This window comes from Blastochloris viridis, from assembly GCF_001402875.1.
In the GTDB taxonomy this organism is placed as follows: Bacteria; Pseudomonadota; Alphaproteobacteria; order Rhizobiales; family Xanthobacteraceae; genus Blastochloris; species Blastochloris viridis.
In genome coordinates, this window is record NZ_CP012946.1 from 1,331,910 (window position 1) to 1,348,621 (window position 16,712).

The 16,712-nt window shown below is 67.6% G+C and carries 17 protein-coding genes; 2 read left to right on the forward strand and 15 right to left on the reverse strand.

Features of this window, described 5'->3' with window-relative positions:
• Positions 1-5: 5 nt before the first annotated feature.
• The 14 genes from BVIR_RS05845 to BVIR_RS05915 all read right to left on the reverse strand — a co-directional run bounded on the left by BVIR_RS05845 (position 6) and on the right by BVIR_RS05915 (position 15,461).
• The gene (locus tag BVIR_RS05845) at positions 6-575 is read right to left on the reverse strand and encodes a TIGR02594 family protein (RefSeq protein WP_055036845.1); all 570 of its coding nucleotides are present in this window, start codon (positions 573-575) and stop codon (positions 6-8) included.
• 75 nt (positions 576-650) lie between these two features.
• On the reverse strand, positions 651-992 hold the full coding sequence (locus BVIR_RS05850) for a hypothetical protein (RefSeq protein ID WP_055036846.1): 342 nt from the start codon (positions 990-992) through the stop codon (positions 651-653).
• Positions 993-1,209: 217 nt separating this feature from the next.
• Complete coding sequence (locus BVIR_RS05855; RefSeq protein WP_055036847.1) at positions 1,210-3,417, reverse strand: hypothetical protein; 2,208 nt, start codon at positions 3,415-3,417, stop codon at positions 1,210-1,212.
• A 30-nt stretch (positions 3,418-3,447) separates the two neighbouring features.
• Positions 3,448-4,149, reverse strand: a complete 702-nt coding sequence (locus tag BVIR_RS05860) for a DUF2793 domain-containing protein (RefSeq protein ID WP_055036848.1) — start codon at positions 4,147-4,149, stop codon at positions 3,448-3,450.
• A gap of 33 nt (positions 4,150-4,182) precedes the next feature.
• Positions 4,183-8,052, reverse strand: a complete 3,870-nt coding sequence (locus BVIR_RS05865; protein ID WP_055036849.1) for a baseplate multidomain protein megatron — start codon at positions 8,050-8,052, stop codon at positions 4,183-4,185.
• Complete coding sequence (locus BVIR_RS05870) at positions 8,052-8,651, reverse strand: hypothetical protein (RefSeq protein ID WP_236823725.1); 600 nt, start codon at positions 8,649-8,651, stop codon at positions 8,052-8,054. The genes BVIR_RS05865 and BVIR_RS05870 overlap by 1 nt, the downstream gene beginning before the upstream one ends.
• Positions 8,652-8,695: 44 nt before the next feature.
• The gene (locus BVIR_RS05875) at positions 8,696-9,121 is read right to left on the reverse strand and encodes a C40 family peptidase (protein ID WP_055036851.1); all 426 of its coding nucleotides are present in this window, start codon (positions 9,119-9,121) and stop codon (positions 8,696-8,698) included.
• Complete coding sequence (locus BVIR_RS05880; RefSeq protein ID WP_055036852.1) at positions 9,121-9,960, reverse strand: DUF2163 domain-containing protein; 840 nt, start codon at positions 9,958-9,960, stop codon at positions 9,121-9,123. Before BVIR_RS05880 ends, BVIR_RS05875 begins: the two co-directional genes overlap by 1 nt.
• Positions 9,961-9,971: 11 nt before the next feature.
• Positions 9,972-10,556 carry a DUF2460 domain-containing protein gene (locus BVIR_RS05885; RefSeq protein WP_055036853.1) on the reverse strand — a complete coding sequence of 195 codons (585 nt, stop codon included), beginning with the start codon at positions 10,554-10,556 and terminating at the stop codon, positions 9,972-9,974.
• 9 nt (positions 10,557-10,565) lie between these two features.
• On the reverse strand, positions 10,566-12,818 hold the full coding sequence (locus BVIR_RS05890; protein WP_055036854.1) for a phage tail tape measure C-terminal domain-containing protein: 2,253 nt from the start codon (positions 12,816-12,818) through the stop codon (positions 10,566-10,568).
• 4 nt (positions 12,819-12,822) lie between these two features.
• Positions 12,823-13,047, reverse strand: coding sequence for a DUF7697 family protein (locus tag BVIR_RS05895; RefSeq protein WP_055036855.1), 225 nt, complete (start codon positions 13,045-13,047; stop codon positions 12,823-12,825).
• Complete coding sequence (locus BVIR_RS05900) at positions 13,044-13,484, reverse strand: hypothetical protein (protein ID WP_055036856.1); 441 nt, start codon at positions 13,482-13,484, stop codon at positions 13,044-13,046. Before BVIR_RS05900 ends, BVIR_RS05895 begins: the two co-directional genes overlap by 4 nt.
• 239 nt (positions 13,485-13,723) lie before the next feature.
• On the reverse strand, positions 13,724-15,010 hold the full coding sequence (locus tag BVIR_RS17175; protein ID WP_055036858.1) for a phage tail tube protein: 1,287 nt from the start codon (positions 15,008-15,010) through the stop codon (positions 13,724-13,726).
• A gap of 16 nt (positions 15,011-15,026) precedes the next feature.
• Entirely contained in the window at positions 15,027-15,461 is a 435-nt protein-coding gene (locus tag BVIR_RS05915) for a hypothetical protein (protein WP_055036859.1), read from the reverse strand.
• Between the two features lie 84 nt (positions 15,462-15,545).
• Here BVIR_RS05915 and BVIR_RS05920 point away from each other — a divergent pair, with 84 nt between their 5' ends.
• Complete coding sequence (locus BVIR_RS05920; protein ID WP_055036860.1) at positions 15,546-15,794, forward strand: type II toxin-antitoxin system Phd/YefM family antitoxin; 249 nt, start codon at positions 15,546-15,548, stop codon at positions 15,792-15,794.
• Entirely contained in the window at positions 15,784-16,074 is a 291-nt protein-coding gene (locus BVIR_RS05925; protein WP_055036861.1) for a type II toxin-antitoxin system RelE family toxin, read from the forward strand. The genes BVIR_RS05920 and BVIR_RS05925 overlap by 11 nt, the downstream gene beginning before the upstream one ends.
• Positions 16,075-16,081: 7 nt before the next feature.
• Here the strand turns inward: BVIR_RS05925 and BVIR_RS05930 are convergent, their stop codons facing one another.
• Positions 16,082-16,711, reverse strand: coding sequence for a DUF6441 family protein (locus tag BVIR_RS05930; protein ID WP_055036862.1), 630 nt, complete (start codon positions 16,709-16,711; stop codon positions 16,082-16,084).
• Position 16,712: the final 1 nt, after the last annotated feature.

Sequence of the window (16,712 nt, forward strand, 5' to 3'; positions counted from 1 at the left end):
TTGGATCAGGCCTCGTTGACGGAGAGGCTTCCGCTCGCAGCGAGAGGGATCGTGCGGACGTTCGCGGGCTGGGCGCGATAGGCCGGGCGGCGAACTGCCACGAGCCGGTTGCGCGACAGCCGGGTGATCGAGACGCGATCGGATTGATTGCCGCCGAGAACGTGGAAGGCCGAGGCATCATGGCCGACATAGAGCCCGACGTGCCCGCCGCCGCTGCGCTTGAAGACCAGCACGTCGCCGAGCGCGGCTTGCCTGCGGTCGATGCCGACGCCCCATGTCGCCCACGACAGCGCCCACAGGTAGGTCGCCGGCGGGACGCGCTCCGGCCGCCGCTCGGTGTTCGCCCGGTGGGCGACGATGGCGACGAACAGCCCGCACCACGGCACGGCGTCATGGCCGTAATCACCGATGCGATAAGTGCCGACACCGGTTTCCACGAGTTCGCGCTGCCAACCGAGAATGCGGGGGTTGTCGGCAGCGCCCGGTGCTTCGAGTACGCCGTATTCCTTCAATGCCTCGATGATCATGCGCGGGCCGGGCTCGGCCTCGAGCCAACGGTAGTCCTTCGGCAACATGGAGAGCTCTCCAGAAACGACGAAGCCCGCCGGAGGGGCGGGCTTTCGTGGGATGGAACTGGCTGGTGGGTTGGATCAGGCGTGCTTGTGTCCGTCCCAGTGGTTTTCGAGACGGTCAATGCGCTCGCGGAACTCGATCAACGTCGCCTTGATCTGACCGATGTCGGTCCGGGCTTCGGCGACAACCTTGCGGCCGGCGATGTCGTTCGAGATGTCAGCCTTGAGCTGGGCGATCTCTCTGGCGATCGATGAGAAGCTGCCATCAATGCTGGTGAAGCGCCCTGACAGCCACCAGGCGACGCGAACCAGGACGACAATCAAGACCAGCAGTTCGAGCACGAGACTGCCCGCGACCATCCAGGTCATGGTGAGGGTTTCGGGGGCGACGGTGACCGCCGCGGCGGGGGCGCCGGACATGGCGAGACCTCCTGGAACTTGGGTGAGCGGACGTGGGTAGGCGGACGTGGGTAGGCGGACCTGGGGGGCGGACCTGGGTTGGCAGACTTGGGGTTGCCGAACAGTGGCGCCACGGGCGGCAACGGGCGCGGTTGCGGCGCCGGCCGCACCATCATGCGGACCATGCGCCTTGGCGCCGTGTGGCCACCTATGGCGCGACAAACGCGGGCGCATTTCGTCAGGGCGCGGTGTAGCCCTGGGCGGCGACGTAGACGTTTGCGCCCGTCGTGATACAGGCGAAGTTGAGCGCGGCATTGGCGCTGGTCTTCAGGGGCGAGGGAAACACGATTGCGTCCCCGATTGCCATGTTTGCCGGCGCCAGCAGCCGCCAGATCACGGTGGAACCGTCCTTGACGACGACCTCGGTCGCCGTCGCGTTGGTGTTCTTGATCTGGATCGCGGTCAGGTAGCGGCGGATGCCGGCGCCGGCCGTGGTGGCGAGCACGACGTCGGTGGTGGTGGTGACCGCGGCCCCGGTGTAGGACCAATCGGCCTCCGGGATCGAATAGGGCTTTTGGACGAGCGCCCCGATCATCGTCGCCATGAGGTGGACGAGATCGCCTGTCGCCGACATCGCCGCCTGGTTGGCGTTGGCGGCCCGCGCGCCGATGCCGACCGGATTGCCAGCGGCGGCATCCTGCGCGATGCCACCGGTCACCGTGACGGCCGAGACGGCGTTGGTGACGAGGACTGGAGCTGCGTCCATCTGGTCGCCGCGCGCGAAGCCGCCGATCGACTCCGTGATGAGCCGGGTGAACTCCATGACGCGGATGAAGTGGAGGCGGAAATCCGTCCGCGGCAGCACCGCGCCGCCGGCGTTGGTCACCGTGATGTCGGCACCGGTCGGCGCGGTGCCGATCGGCTCGAGGATCAGGTTGGTGCTCGCGGCCTCGCGCACCCGGTAAGGGCCGTCGACGCCGAGATCGGCGCCCGTCGTGGCATCGCGCACGCCATGCAGATTGACGTACTGGCCATGCTGAAGGCCGGCCCACGCCGAGTTGCCAACGACGGTCAGCACATTGGCAGTCCGCGCGATCGACTGGACGACTTGGGTGATCGGCGCGGCGAATACGCCACCGTTCACCCGGATCACGGTGCCGCCATAGGAGGTGGCAGTCGCCGCGACACCCAGGGCGACCGTGATCCTCAGCGCGTCGACCACCGATGCCACAGCGGTCGGGGTCGTCAGGTTGGCAAAGTTGGTCTGGTCGCGGATGCCGTAGACGACGATCTGGTCGCCGGTGGTGAGATCGTGCGGCTGGTCGAAGGTGATGGTGGTGGTCGTGGTGCCGGTCTTTACGGCGGAGACGATCTTGCCGGCGGGCCGAGAGGCCGATCGATGGTTCTTCGCCCGGAACCGGAGCTTGTAATCGCGGGCCGGGTTCGGGACGACCTGGGTGCGCTTGAACAGCGCCGAGAGCGCGGCGACGCTGTCGGTCGGCGAGGCGGTGAACGTCACCTTTTCGAGCTGCGGCAGGATCTCAAAGAGGCCGGCCGGGGCGAAGGCATAGGCGCCCGCGGCCGTTACCAGTTGGGTGGCGGCGGTCGACACCGAGAACGCCGCAGCGTGGTTGCCGGCGATCGTCCCGGACGGCAGCGCGTCGCCGCCTTCCGAGCGCACATAGTAGCTCTCGCTGGTCGCGGTTGCTCCTTCGAACACCAGGCTCGAGCCGTTGCGGGCATAGCCGAGCGGATCGGCCTTCAGCACGAAGCCGGCCGCGAACGGCCCCGCGGTCACCGACGGCAGCGTGCCTTGCGGTCCGGCGGTCGCGGTGAACGTGGTTGGCGTCGGCGTGGTCGCGATCGTGACGACGGCATAGTTCAGGCGGCTGTCGGAGACGCCATAAATCGAGACCTTCTCGCCGATCTTCACCCCGTGGGGCGCGCTCGTCGTGACCGAGAGCGTCGTCGTCGCCTGGGAGATCGAGGTGATGGCGACGGGCGAGGCCGGGACCAAGGGCACCGCACCCGGCCAATCATCGGTCGAGACGAGTTCGAACGAGAACTCCTGCCCGTTGACGCGCTGCGACATCGAGATGCCAGCTGCGACACGGACCGGCATGACGAAGCGGTCGAACGTCTCGATGATCGTCTCGGTGCCGTCCGCGAGCGGGTCCTTCGAGACCACGAGGTAGCTCGCGCCGGCGACGTTGCCGTCGACCTGGATGATGTCGCCACCTACGATTTGTACCGCATTCCAGCGGTCCGTCGTGTCGAAGGCCTCGAAGGCGTCGCGGAACTTGGTCGGCGCACCCAGGATGGAGACCATCGGCGCGATGCGCCCCTCCTGATCCTGGATCGCGGCGCCGCGCACGAAGCCGGCCGTTCCGCCGGGCACGTCGGGGGTGCTCCCCGGCGCGCTCGGCCAGAGCAGTTCCTTGGTCATGATGGTCTCCGGTGATCAGAGTTCAGGGGATCAGCTGCTCGGCGCAGTGAAGGCGAGCGCGTAGAGGACGAGGCGGACTTTGCCACCGGTGAAGTTGCCGCCGGCCGCGGTCACGCGGATCGGCGTATTGGCATAGAAGGCGGTCGGGCCGATCACGCCGATATTGGTGGAGCCGAGCGCAATGCCGAGCGATCCGCCGAACTGGCTGGTGTTGCCGGCAACCCCGACGCTGTAGGACGTCGCGCCGGTGATGCCTTGAGTGGTGCGGGAGGCGACGCCGAGCACGATCATGCGGTCGGCGATGATCGCGGGTGCTGTCGTCTCGACATAGGCGCCGGTCAGCGTCAGCTCCTGCTCAACGGCGACGAGTCGGATCGCGCCGCCGCTCGCTGTCCCGACGATGCGGTCGCGCCAGGCGCCATCGGTCCAGACCAGGGTGAGCCGTTCGTCTTCGACATGGACGGTCCAGCCGGGCTTCGGCGCGAGGAACGTCCAGGCGCCGCCGATCCAGGCGGCGATCTGGGTGGCCTTGCCGGACCAGGCGCCGGTGGGGCTCGCACCGATGATCCAGCGCTCGCCCTCCGCCGGACTGCCGGGTGGCGTGGCGAGCGGCCGGCTTTTCACCGCGGGCATCACCAATGCGTCGAGGAGCGCCAGCCCCTCATTGACGGTGACGTGCTTCTGCGCCTGGTCGGCCGCAAGCTGCGGCAGACCGAGATTGGTCGTCGGCATCGATGATCCTTAAGGTGTGAGATCGTGCGCTGGTCAGAGCACCGAGGTGACCTCGGTCGGCTGGCCGGCGCCGTAGACGCGCGAGACCTGGGCGACGCGCCATTTGAGCGCCGCCGGCTGCGATCCGAAGTCGGCGGTCTGCTGGGCCGCGGTATAGACGAGACTTGGCGCGCCGACGCGCGTCGTGCGCACGACGGCCTCTCCGTTCAGGATCGCGACGTCGTAGTCCTCGGCCTCTTCGCCGAGCGGGATCTCGGCGAACCAGGCATCGCCACTGACGCGGCTGCGGCGGATCCAGGCCAGGCGCACGTCGCCGGAGGCCTCGCGCCGGGCCTTGAGCTGCACCGGCGCGAAGGGCTTGAGGCCGCGCCCACCATTGGTGAACGGCACGTCGATGGCGTGGCTGCCGGCTGGACCCTCCGGCACCGGCGCGCCTTTGTAGGCGGTCGCGATCCCCAGCCGAGAGACCGAGAAGGCCGGGCGCACCTGTCGGGCCGGGTCGAGCAGTACGAACCTTACGCCGGCGGGATGCGTCGTGACCTCGTGCTCGGTGCCGCGCTGCCCGCGCAGCAGCCGCGACAGGCGATAGCGGCTGGCGGCAATCAGCTCGGCGGTGGCGAACTGGATCACCTCATCGCCGATCAGCGCGGCGTTGGCGCCGGCCAGAATGCGCTCGTCTGGAAGAGATTGCAGCGTGCCGTCATCGAGCTGGACCTCGACGCTGTTGCCGCGGTCCCAGGTCCAGACCGGCCCGGGCGGGAGCACCGTCACCGTCGCGCCCATGGTCGAGGCCAGCGTCGCGACCGCCGCGGTGGTGTAGTCGAGCCCGTCGGCGGTCGGCTGGAACAGGCTCGCGCCGCGGAACCGGCCGCCGCCGATCGGGCACGCCGCCATATAGAACGATGCCGCCGACGCGTCGTGCGCATCGATGATGATCGGCATGTCGAGCAGTTCGATCTTGACCGGCGGCACGGGGTCGGCCGCAACCGGCGGCATGCTGCCCGATCCCGTTGGCGCGGTGACATAGTCCGGATTGCCGCCGTCGGTCGCCTGGCCGCGCACCAGCACGAGGCCGGGCTTGCCGTAGGTGATCGACGTCACGCGGTATCGCCGCAGCACGCCATCGATCGGCACCTCGATGAGGTCGGTCGGGTCAACTTTAAGCCATCGGGTCGGCAGCCGGAGGTCGATCGCCTCGCGGCCCTGCCACATCTCCCGCAGCGCCCGCTGGCCGATGGTCTGCGCCTGCTCAATCGAGAGCACGATCGGCAGCGAGAAGGTCGTCACGCTGTCGGAGCGCCCGACCTGCTTCTTGATGGTGACGGTCGAGGACTGGTAGTCGCGGCCCTCGTCGATATGCACGACATCGACGGCGATCGGCAGCTCGGTGTCCTGGGTCCGCTCGACCTTGACCTTTGACCGGTCACTGTCGCTGTCGGAGGCACCGAGATCGTTCGGATCGATGGGGACGAGAGTGCCGCCGCCGCGCTTGACGAACACCAGCTTGCCGTCGCGCTCGACGCAGTCGAAGAAATGGGCGGTCTGCAGCACCGCGATCATGTCGCGGATCGATTTGCGCTCGGTCACCACATAGCCGACCACCTCGTCGTCGAGCGCAGAGGCATCGAACTCCGATGAGGCAAGCCCGGCGCGCCGGCACAGATCGGCAACGATGTCGGAGAGGCGCATGTTGCCGATCTTTCCGTTGATCCAGTGGCCGAGCCGAAAGTTCACGCCGTCGCTCCACACGTTCGAGAGCGTCGGAAACCAGGGATAGGGCCGTGCATCCCAGCACCACACGAAGCGCCGGCCGAGCATCGAGGCGCCTGAGAGGGATGAGACCGGGTTGTTGGCCGGGTCGCGCCAGTAGTCCTCGGTCGCCTCGATTGCGGCGCGCTGGACGACGCGATCAACAGTGCCGGTCGAATAATAGGGTGCGAAGCTCTCGGACGATTTGGGGTCGATGAAGACGTTGGGCTGGTTGGTGGCGCAATTGACCGTCGGGATGCCGAACTCGGTGAACCAGATCGGCTTCGATTGCGGCACCCAGGCGGTCGGCGGACCACTCGGGGTGCCGTTCACGCGCGGGACGTGCTCCGTCTCCCACCAGTACTTCAGATCCTTGAGCGCCCAGAAGCGATCGGTGATCACGGATCGCTGCGGATCAAGACCGCGCCGCGCAAGATCTCGATCGACCGCGCTGGCATAGTAATAGTCGATCAGTTCGCCGCCTGCCCAGCCGGCACGGATCGCCGCCTTGTCATGCACCGCGCGCGGCGCGTCGGTCAGCGGAAAATAGGCGTCGATCCCGACGACATCGATGTTGGGATCGGCCCACAGCGCATCGAGCGGGAAGTCCACCGTGGCATTGCCGCGGTCGTGGTAGCGGTATTCGTCCCAGTTCGCGGCATAGGTGACGATGGAGGTGCTGCCGAGCCGGGTCTTGGCCTCGGCCGCGATCTGCTGCCAGTACGGCACGGCGGGATAGGCGCCGCCGGCGTCAAGGATGCGGTTGAGCGCGACCATCTCCGAGCCGATGACGAAGCCGTCGACACCGCCGGCCTGCTCGCACAGCGTCAGGCAATGGCGGATGAACCGCAGATAGCCGTCCGGCCGGGTGAAGAACCCCGGCACGTCGGCCGCCGCCCCGGTGATACGACCGCGCCACGGGAACGGCGCCGGATCGGGCGGCGGAATGTCCATCATGATGAAGGGATAGAACAGAACCTTCAGCCCGCGCGCCTTGAGGTGCTGGGTGGCGCGCACCATCGCGCCATCATCGATGGTGCCGCCATACGACAGGCCGGACGAGCCGTCCGGCCGCGTGTAGGACGACACCGTCGGCCAGTGCGGCGTGCCGGACACGGCACCGTTCAGGAGATAGAGCAGCCGGCCGATGCCGGCGACGCTCCAGACATGCGGGCGGCTTTCGGGCACCTGGTCGACATAGACGCCGACTTCGCATTCGGGCCGCAGCGCGCAAGCTCCGACATCAAGCGAGGTGCCGAACCAGGCATAGACCAGCGCGACCCATTCGACGTTCGGCAGTTCGCGCTTGAGATTGTCGATCGCCACTGCGAAGTCGGCCCGCTTTGAGCCGGCATGGACGTTGATCGCGGCCTTGAAGCCGGTGCCGGCGCCGTGCCGGTTCGAGAACACGATGTCCGGGTCATAGGCGAATTCGCCGGAGGCCGGGATCAGGCAGATGCTCTCGATGAGATGGCGCGCGTCGGAGGTGCCCGAGGGCGACCCGCAGAACACCTCGACCTCGAAATTGGGAAAGCGGTTGCCGAACGCCGTGAGGTAGAGGTTCTCCAGCACGACATAGGCGGTGCCACGAAACGCCGGCGTGCGGTCGGCGCCCTCGACCGCCTCGATCAGCGGGTCGGGCTGCTGCGCCTCATCGCCGTAATAGATGCGAACTTCATCCACGTCATCGGTGTTGAGCGGCTGGCCATCGACCCAGATACGATAGACCGAGGTCAGCGGCCCCTCGCTCAAGCCCAGCGCGACGTCGGCATAGTAGTGGTAGGTTGTCGTCGTGACCGTCTGGCCACCACTGTTCCCGCCGCCACCAAACCCGCCCTTGCCGTCACCGGCGCCGGTGGTTTCCGTCGTCGTGCGCACCTCTTCGCGGATGCCGCGCGCCCAGATGATGTTGGCAGGCAAACGCCCGCGGCCATAGACCTTGGGCCGCACCTGCCCATAGGCCGAGCCGGACAGGCGGACGTCGGTGATCTTGCCGCTCTCGACCACGCGGCGATCGGTCTGCGGCCCGAACAGCTGCTGATTGATGAGCCCGCCGATGGTCGCGCCGAACAGCGCGCCGAGTCCCTGGCCAAGGCCTCCGCCGACCGCCTGGCCAAATGCGCTGCCGGCGATCGTGAGCACGAGCTGGGCCATCAGGTCACCACTTCAAACGAAAGCTGCGGCAGGCGGTTGCCGTAGGGCGTGATGTGCAAGCGCTCGAGCACGACGTAGGCAAGCCCGCGATAGGCCGGCGTGTTCGCCGCCCCCTCGACAGCCTGGATCAGCGGATCGGCGCCTTGCGTCTGCGATCCGGGATAGACCCGCATGTCGCCGACATGGGCGGGGTCAAGCGCATTGCCGTCAGCGAAGGCCCGCGGCACGGATGCGATCGGCCCCTGGCAGAGCCCGATCGCGACGTCGCAATAATAGTGGTACTCGACCGTTGTCCGGGTCGATCCGCCGCCTCCGCCGCCACCACCTTTGCCACCGCCGCCGCCGACCGTCTCGGTCGTGGTGCGCGTTTCCTCGTGGAAGCCGCGCATCCAGATGATGTTCGAAGCGAGGCGCCCCTTGCCGTAAAGCGTCGGGATCACGCTGCCATAGCTCGACGACTGGGCCCGCAGGTCCTGCAACCGCGCGCCATAGACGGTCTGATCGGGCGTGCCCGAGCCGAACAGCTGCTGGTCGATGATGCCGCCGACATAGGCGCCGAGCGCGCCGCCAATGGCGCTGCCGATGCCCGGCAGCAGCATGTTGCCGAGCACCATGCCGCCGACGGAGAGGGCAAGGCGCGCCATCAGAACCCCGGAAACCGGAAGGCGTGCCGGAGCTTCGGCCGCCAGAAATCGGAAAACCCCTGTTCGACCACGCGCCCGGCCTCCTGGTAGCAGTGAATCAGCCCACCGTGCGGTGGCACGAACGCGCAATGGTGCGCCGGCCCCTTGCCGGCGCCGAACAGCAGGATATCGGCGGGCAGCGCCTCGGCGGGGTCGATCTCCTCGGCGAGCGCCTTGAAGCCGAGATACATGCGCGGCTCGGCGCGATAGAGGTGCCAGGTCGCCGGATAGTCGAGCGGGATCGCGATCTCGCCGAGGAAGGGCTTGGCGACGCCGCGAATGAGGCCGATACAATCGCAGCCGACGCCCTTCAGCGACGCCTGATGGTGCCAGGGCGTGCCGATCCACGAGCGCGCCTCGGCGATGATGTCATCGCGCGTATACATCAATCCCGCACCGGATAGCTGAAGACCTTGTCGTTGCCGGGGATATGCGGCTCGCCACGGAAGTTCAGCACATTGCCGAACCGAGCGTGGCAGGTCTCGATGGTCTTGTCGCAGCCGGCGGCGAGGCGAACCTGATCGCCGACCGCGATCGGCCGCGGCATCGGCGTGAACAGCGTCACCGACTGGCCGACATGGGAGAGGATCTCGGTCGCGGCGCCGGTATTGGCGCCCGACAGGAAGGTGCAGGTGCCGAAGGCAAAGAACCCATCCGGGCGCGACGTCGGCACGGTGAAGGTGTCGCCGGATGCCACCGCCGAGATGGCCAGCGTGTCGGTGAGCGGCGTGAGGTTCACCGTGCATTCGCTTGATCCGAGGCTGGTGCGGCACAGCCGCGAATAGAGATTGCCCGCGGTCTGCTGCAGCCGGTTAGCGAGGCCGCGCACCTCGGCCGAAAAGCGCTGATCGGCGCGCTTCACCTCGCCAAGCCAGCCGCGGCGCAGCAGGATGTGCCCCTGTGCGAGGTCAGCCCAGTTGACCAGCATCATGTCGATGCGCGCGCCGTCGAACCGGCCGGCGGTGAGGTCTTCGGGCCGGAGCGCATCGTCATCGAGGAAGCCATCGACGTCGAGATTGTCGACCGAGAGGTCCGACCCGGACTTGATCGCCGACGGCAGGAAGCCGGTCGAGGCGACATAGGTCAGCCCGAGATAGGTGATGTCCTGGTCGTGGTCGGTGAAGCCGCGCACCCAGCCGTCGGTGCGCTCAAGCCGCCACAGGCAGGCCAGCGTCGTCACTTCGCCGTCGAGATGGGCGGCGAGGCCGGAACTCATGGTTTTCATGTCGGCGTCCGTCAGGCGCGGATCTCGACGATCGGGATCGACGAGACTTGCTGCAGGTGATAGGCCGTCGCCACCACCGGCAGATGGTCGGCATCAAACCGGCACGGCACGTCGAAGCGGACGTCGGCGTAGGGCGTCGCCGCCGGCGCCGACGGGAACGTCACCTTGCCGGTCAGAGGGTCGATGGTGACGCTGGCCGGCGTGCCATTGACGCGCACCATGACGCTCCCTGCTTCGGGCTTGGTGATCAGGCGGACCTCCTCGACCGGGCCGCTGGCATAGCGCCGCACCAATTGCCAGACCAGCGGGTCGGCGGTCGGCACCATCTCCTGGCCGGTGGCCTCAAAATCGGTCCAGTCGCGGAACCGGAAGCCATACGCGCGACCCTTGCGGGCGCGGAAGAAGGCGATCACCTCGGCCATCTGCTCGCGGGTGCGGATGCCAGTGCCGATGTCGTAGCGGGCGCGCGAGGCCTGCCAGTTGATGTTGCGCTGCTCGAAGCCGGAGGCCACCGTTATGATGTCGGTCGAATATTCCGGGCCGCCGGTGGCGCCGCGGGCAATGGCGTCGGGGAAGCGGACGTCGTGGAACCCCATTGCCGCACCTCACAGATTGCGCCGGGCGCGCTCGATCGCCGCCGCCATCTCGGCGGTGATCTGCGATTGCGCGCGGCGGAAGGACGACGCGTCTGGCGTCGTGACGTTGAAGGTCAGCACCACCGGGACCTCGCGGCCGCGCTGATAATCGGCCGCCTCACGCCGGCTCAGCACCCGCTCGCCACGCTGCAGGATGGCCGGCACCTCGTCGGGCTTGAGATAGGCGCCATCGTGGAGCCGTGGCGCACCGGCGAAGGCAAGCGCCGGAACCATGCGCGATGCCCCGCCGGCGCCGACGAGACCGCCGCCGTGATAGATCGGTGAGCCGAACATCTGGCTGGCGGCGGCGACCGGCCCGGAGGTCGATCCGACGCCGCCGAACAAGCCGGCGAACAGCCCGCCGCCACCGGACAGTCCGGACGTGAGGCCGCCGAGAAGCTGGCGGATCTGAAGCCGGACAAGATCGGCGACGATCGAATCGACGAGGCTCTTCCACTGGAACTTGCCGGTGGTCACCATCGTCACGAGGGCGTCCTCGATGTGCCCAAGCGCGCTTCTTGTGGCCTGCTCGGCCACCTTGGCGGCGTTGCTCACGTCCTCCATGTAGTTGTTGATCGCCCGGCGCACGCCCGAGGCGGCATCGGTCGCCTTGGCGAGCGCAGCCTTCTCGCCCTTTTCCATCTCCTCGCGGGCGTGGGAGACGGCCCGCGCATAGGTCTCCTGGTCGATCGCGCCGGAGGCGAGCAGGCCATTCAATTTCTCAATGGTCGCGGCGTATTTCTCGGCCGGGGTCCAGATCTCCTCGGTCACCTTCTTGACCTCGCGGAGGATCTCCTTGCGCCGGCGTTCTGCCTCGCGCGCCTCATCGGTCTTCGACGCGCTCTTCTCAAGTGCGGCGATCCGCTGCTGTTCGAGGTCGCGGGATGCGGCGAGCGCGGCGTCGATCTCGGCCCGGTTCGAGCCATCGGGGAGAAGGGTCGCCCGGATCGTCTCCCGCCGATGCTCTTCTTCGGCGCGAGCGCGTGCGATCTTCTCGGGCAGGCTGTCATAGGCCTGCCCAGCCTTGTCAATCTCCGCGACGATGCCCTTGAGCGTGTCGCGGCGGCGCTCGTCCTGGGCCGCCTGCGCACCGGCGCGGGCGGTGTCGACGGCCTCGACCTCGGCCCGGCCCTGGGCGATCAGGCTGTCAACCCGCCCGCTGAGCCGGTCCACCTCGCGCTGCCAGGACTCGGCGAGCGCGCGGTCGACATCGAGACCCGTCTGCCGGGCGGTCGCCCGGGCGTCGTCGAGCTGCTTCTGCGCCTCGAGGAGCTGCCGGTTCGCCTCGACCACCTGCCGGCCAAGGTCGGCCGCATCAAGAGCACCGGTGAGGCGTTGCGCACCCTTGGCGATGTTGTCGAGCGCGAACCGGACGGCGTCGTGCGTTCCGGTCACGAGGACGAACTTCTTCAAGAGGTCGCCGACGGCATCGGAGGCGCGGAAGAAGGCGCCCGCCAGACCGCTGCCTTCGGCACGCCCGGCGCCGCCCACCTGTTGTTCGAGGGCGTCAAGGATCGCCCTCTGCGCTCCGGCGACATCGCCGAGCTTCATCATCCCGACGATCATCTCCTTCTGGGTGTCGGTGAAGGAGACGCCGACGCGCCGCAGCGCGGTCAGTCCCTGCTCGGGGTCTTCGAGCGCCTTGCCGAGCTGGGTCGCCGATGAGGCGAGCGACTGGCCGAATACCGCCGAGAGGTCCTGCGCCAGCCGGATGGCGCGGGTGAAGGTGTCGCCAGAGACGGAGCGAAACGTCGCCAGAATGCCGGCCGCCTCCTTGACGCTCTCGGCGCTCGCGAGCGAATAGCCCTCGATCTCATCCGCGAGGTTGGAGATTTCCTGGCCGGTCAGCCCGGCCGCAAAGCCGGTCGCCTTCAGCACGCCTTCGAGCCGCGCCTGCACCTTCTCGGCCTCGGCGGACTCGCGCAGGCCGGCGGTGAGCGCGAGCGAGACCGCTCCAAGTCCAGCCGCAGCCACGAGCCCGGCCGATCCCAACCCGCCCAAGGCAGCGCCGGCAAGCCCTGCGTTCGACGCCATGGCGTCGAGGTGCCCGCGCGCCTCCTGGGTCACGGCGTTGACGAGGCGCAGCTTCGTGTTGGCCGCGGTCGTGGCATCGCCGATGCGCCGGAGCGCGCGCTCGCCATCCTCGCCGACCGCGCGGAGTTCCGCCTTCGCCTTGCCGCCGTCGATGACGGCGAGACGAATGGCAATCTGACGGTCGGTCATAGAATCACCGATTGGCAATCTGTTCGTTGAGCTTGCTGACGATCACCGCTTCCACCGCCGGCAGGCATTCGGCCAGAACGAAGGGATCGACGCCGAGGGCGTCGGCGAGCCGGAACACCGCCGCAAAGTCAAGGCCGGTGACCGCCCCGCCGGTGGTCCGCACCTGGCCGGCGCATTTGACGATCACGTCCCAGACGCCGATGCCCTCGACGGTCCGCGGTGCATTCACCCGGTAGGGGCAGGTTTGGCACGGCGTCGGGCAGGCTTCGCAATAGCTGCCGCCCCCGCCGAAATGCCATTCGGCGAGGGCGCTGATGCGTTTTTTTCGTCGGCCAACAGCAATGCCGGCCCAACAAGGTCGCGCTCGAACGCGTCGTAAAGCGGCGGCAAGTCGAGCAGCGCGTCGATGCGCTCGGGGGTCGGCGGCAAGGGGTTGCCGTCGGTGTCACCGATGCCGTCCCAGTCCCGGATCACCATGCGCGCGATCGCCTTCACCAGCGCCACCGCAGCGGCGTGCCCGGCGGCCCCGCCGTCGCCCGGCAGCGCCTCGCGGAGGTCGGATCGCGCCGCCATCATCACGGCGGAGGTGAGCGGCGCCGCCAGCACCCGTACGCCATGCCCGAGGTCGACCCATTTCGGATCGCGGGAGAGGTCGAGACGGATCATGTCAGCTTCTCCTGTTCTCCAAGATCAGCGGAACGCCGCTCGATCGGCAATTCGGCGGAACCGGACGTTCGTCGAAATCTCCGCCGCCGAGCCACGCCCGACAAATTGGCTGATATCCGCAGCAACGGTTCAGGACGCGGCGAGCGCCAGTGACCGCGTTCTCCTGGTAGATGTTGACGCCGGTGTCCCGCACCGTTCGCCAGGCGAACGGGATCACCAGAAACGCGAGAGCCCTCATCTCAGTAGCTCGCGACGTCATTGATGAGGGTGGCAGTGCAGGTCTTGCCCAGCGTCGAATGTTTGGCCGCCTGCCAGTCGAAGGTGGCCTGGACGCCGCCCGGGCCAGAGATCGGCAGCTTCGGGCGGGGCAGATAGACGGCGTGCGCGACGAACCGCAGCAGCTTGCTGGCGGAAATTGACCATTCGAACACCAGCTCGACCGCGGTGCCGCCGACAGCGAGATCGAGCAGCGTGGTGTCGGCAAACCGGACGCCGATCTGTCCGGTGACGGCAAGCATTGCGGGGTCGGCGCCGGCGATCCGGCCGTCGGATCGGATGATCTCCACCTTGTCGAGGCCATTGGCATAGGTGAACGTGCCGGACACGACGTTGCCGAGCGGCACGCCATCGCGGCGGATGGCGCCGGAAAACTGCGAGAACCGCTCCAGCGCGGTTTCCGTCGGCGTGCCGGCACCGGAGGTGGCGGCGCGGGTCTCGCCCTGTGCGATCAGGCTCAAGGTGGCGTTGAGCAGGCCCGAGCGCTGCAGCTGGATCGACACTTTGTCGGCCATCGCGCCGAAGTTCATGCCGTAGCTCGGCACCTCGGGCAGGCCGACCTCGATCGATGCCGATGGCAGCGACAAGGCGCCGGAGGTGAAGACGTGATTATAGGGGCCCGACGCCGACCCGCCCGAGAGCGTGGCGCCCGATACCGTACCGTTCGACGCCGGCGACGTGCTGGCGGCGAGCGTGACGCTGTTGCCGCCGGTGCCGATGGTCTTGGAGGTGATGAGGATAATCGTTCCGGTCAGGTCGAGCGCGTAGGTCTGTCCGGTGAGCGCCACTGTTGCGCTCTTGTTGAGCCCGATCACTGCATTGGCGAGGGTCTCCTGCAGCGTGGCGCCGATCAGGCTCTTGTCGCCGGTGACGCCGCTCGACACGAACGTCCAGGGTGCGCCGCCGATGGTGATCGTGGCGTTGTTGGCCGGCTGCGCGCTGAAGGTGACGGCCCCGGTTGCCGCCACCCCTTGCGTCGTCGTCGGGTTGCCGAACACCAGCTTGAGCCAGGTGCCGAAGTTGCGCAGATCGAGCGGGACGACGACGTCGCCGTCGTTGTTGATAACGTCGCGCGCCGGCGGCTGCGGTTCACGGCCATAGCCCAGGAGATCGCTTTCGATCAGGTTCTGCTGTTCACCGAGGGCTGCAGAGACGAACGGCACCTTCTTGTAGCCCGAGCCGGGCGATGTGCCATAGGTTGTCTCGAACGCCATCGCCATCACGGCGTTGGCGCCGCGTGCGCGTGCCATATCGATGCTCCTCTTGTCAGGTCAGCGGGTCGGGCGTGGCGTAGACGGCGAGGACCGTCAGTTCAGCGGTCCGCCCGGGCTGGGCGCCCAGCGTCTCGACGTCGGCGGTGAGCGGTGCCTCCGCCTCGATCCAGTCGCTTAGGCCACCGAGCGTCCGGTCGGACGCGATCGCCGCCCCGATCGCCGCCAGCATGCCGTCGAGGACAGCCTCGCGCGACAGCGTCGCGCTCGAATAGGCCGCCACCTCGACGGCGATCCGGTGGTGGTAGAGGTAGCTCACCGGCGACAGCGTGACCTCCGGCTCGCCGGGGTCGCCATCGCGGACGATCACCAGACCGCCGGGGCCAATCCGCTCAGCCTTGGCCGCATTGCGCTTTACCTCGGCCCCCGGCAGCGCCGCGGCGATCCGCGCGGTGAGCGCATCGAGAATGGTCTCACGCTTCGAGGTCATGGTCTCGCTTTGAAGCAGGCCGGCGACGGGCTTGGAAAGACCTGTTAAGAGTGCTATTTAGAGGACCAACAAGGAGGCTCCACCATGGCGCATGCCGTTCACGCCACTACGGTCGCCAGCATTTCGGACCTGAAGAAAAATCCCATGGGCACGGTCGCTGCCGGCGAAGGCTTCCCCGTCGCGATCCTCAACCGCAACGAACCGGCCTTCTATTGCATCCCGGCCAAGGCTTACGAGGAACTGCTGGAGCGGCTCGAAGACCTTGAGTTGAACGCCATCGCGGACGCTCGCGAGGGTCAGGCGATCCACAAGGTTTCGCTCGATGAGCTATGAGCTCGCCTTCCTCGACGAGGCGTTGAAGGAATGGCGCAAGCTCGACAGCACCATGCGAGACCAGTTCAAGGCCAAGCTCGCCGAGAGATTGGAAAACCCGAATATTCCCTCCGCGCGTCTCCATGGCGCAAAGGAACGCTACAAGATTAAGCTGCGCAGCGCCGGTTATCGGCTGGTCTATGAGGTTCGGGACCTGGAGCTGCTGGTTCTCGTTGTCGCCGTCGGCAAGCGGGAACGCAACGAAATCTACAAGACGGCAGCCCGGCGGAAAGCGGATTGATCCAGCATCACCCGGACCAGTATTGGGCAATCAGCGACGGCACGCGCCCGGTCCACGTCCGGACGATGGCATCAATGTCGAGCCGCTTGCGCAGCGACACCTGCGGCACCAAGAGGAACACCACCGTTGTGGCCTGGCCGCTCTTGCGCCGGTTCTTCACCGCAAGCCCCTTCTTATTGATGCGGCTGTCGTCAGCGACCAGCAGGCTCGAACCCGTCCGGCGATAGACAAAGCGAAGTCGCATGCCGGTGCGCCGCTCCCAGCCGCCCGGCGTGATCTTCTTGCGCCCGCCACTCTCGCCAAGGCCAGTCTTGCCGGCCGCCGGCGTCGGGATCGCCAGCCAGAAGCCAGCCTTCGATCGGATCGTCACGCCGCGGTCGAAGGCATCAATGATCACCGGCGCCTTCGACCACACATAAGCGGCCGCATCCAGGCTGGTCCCGGTCTCGGGATAGGTCCGGCCGCGCCAGGTCCGCGACAGCCGCGCCCCCAATCCGGCCGAGACCACATCCTGGCGCAGCGCGTCCTTGAGGCCGGTGGTCACGGCCTTCATGCCGGACGTGATCGCGCGCTCGACATCCTGCTCGCTCGCAGCGATCACCTGACGGAGATCGTCGATCTCGACGGCGATCCGCATG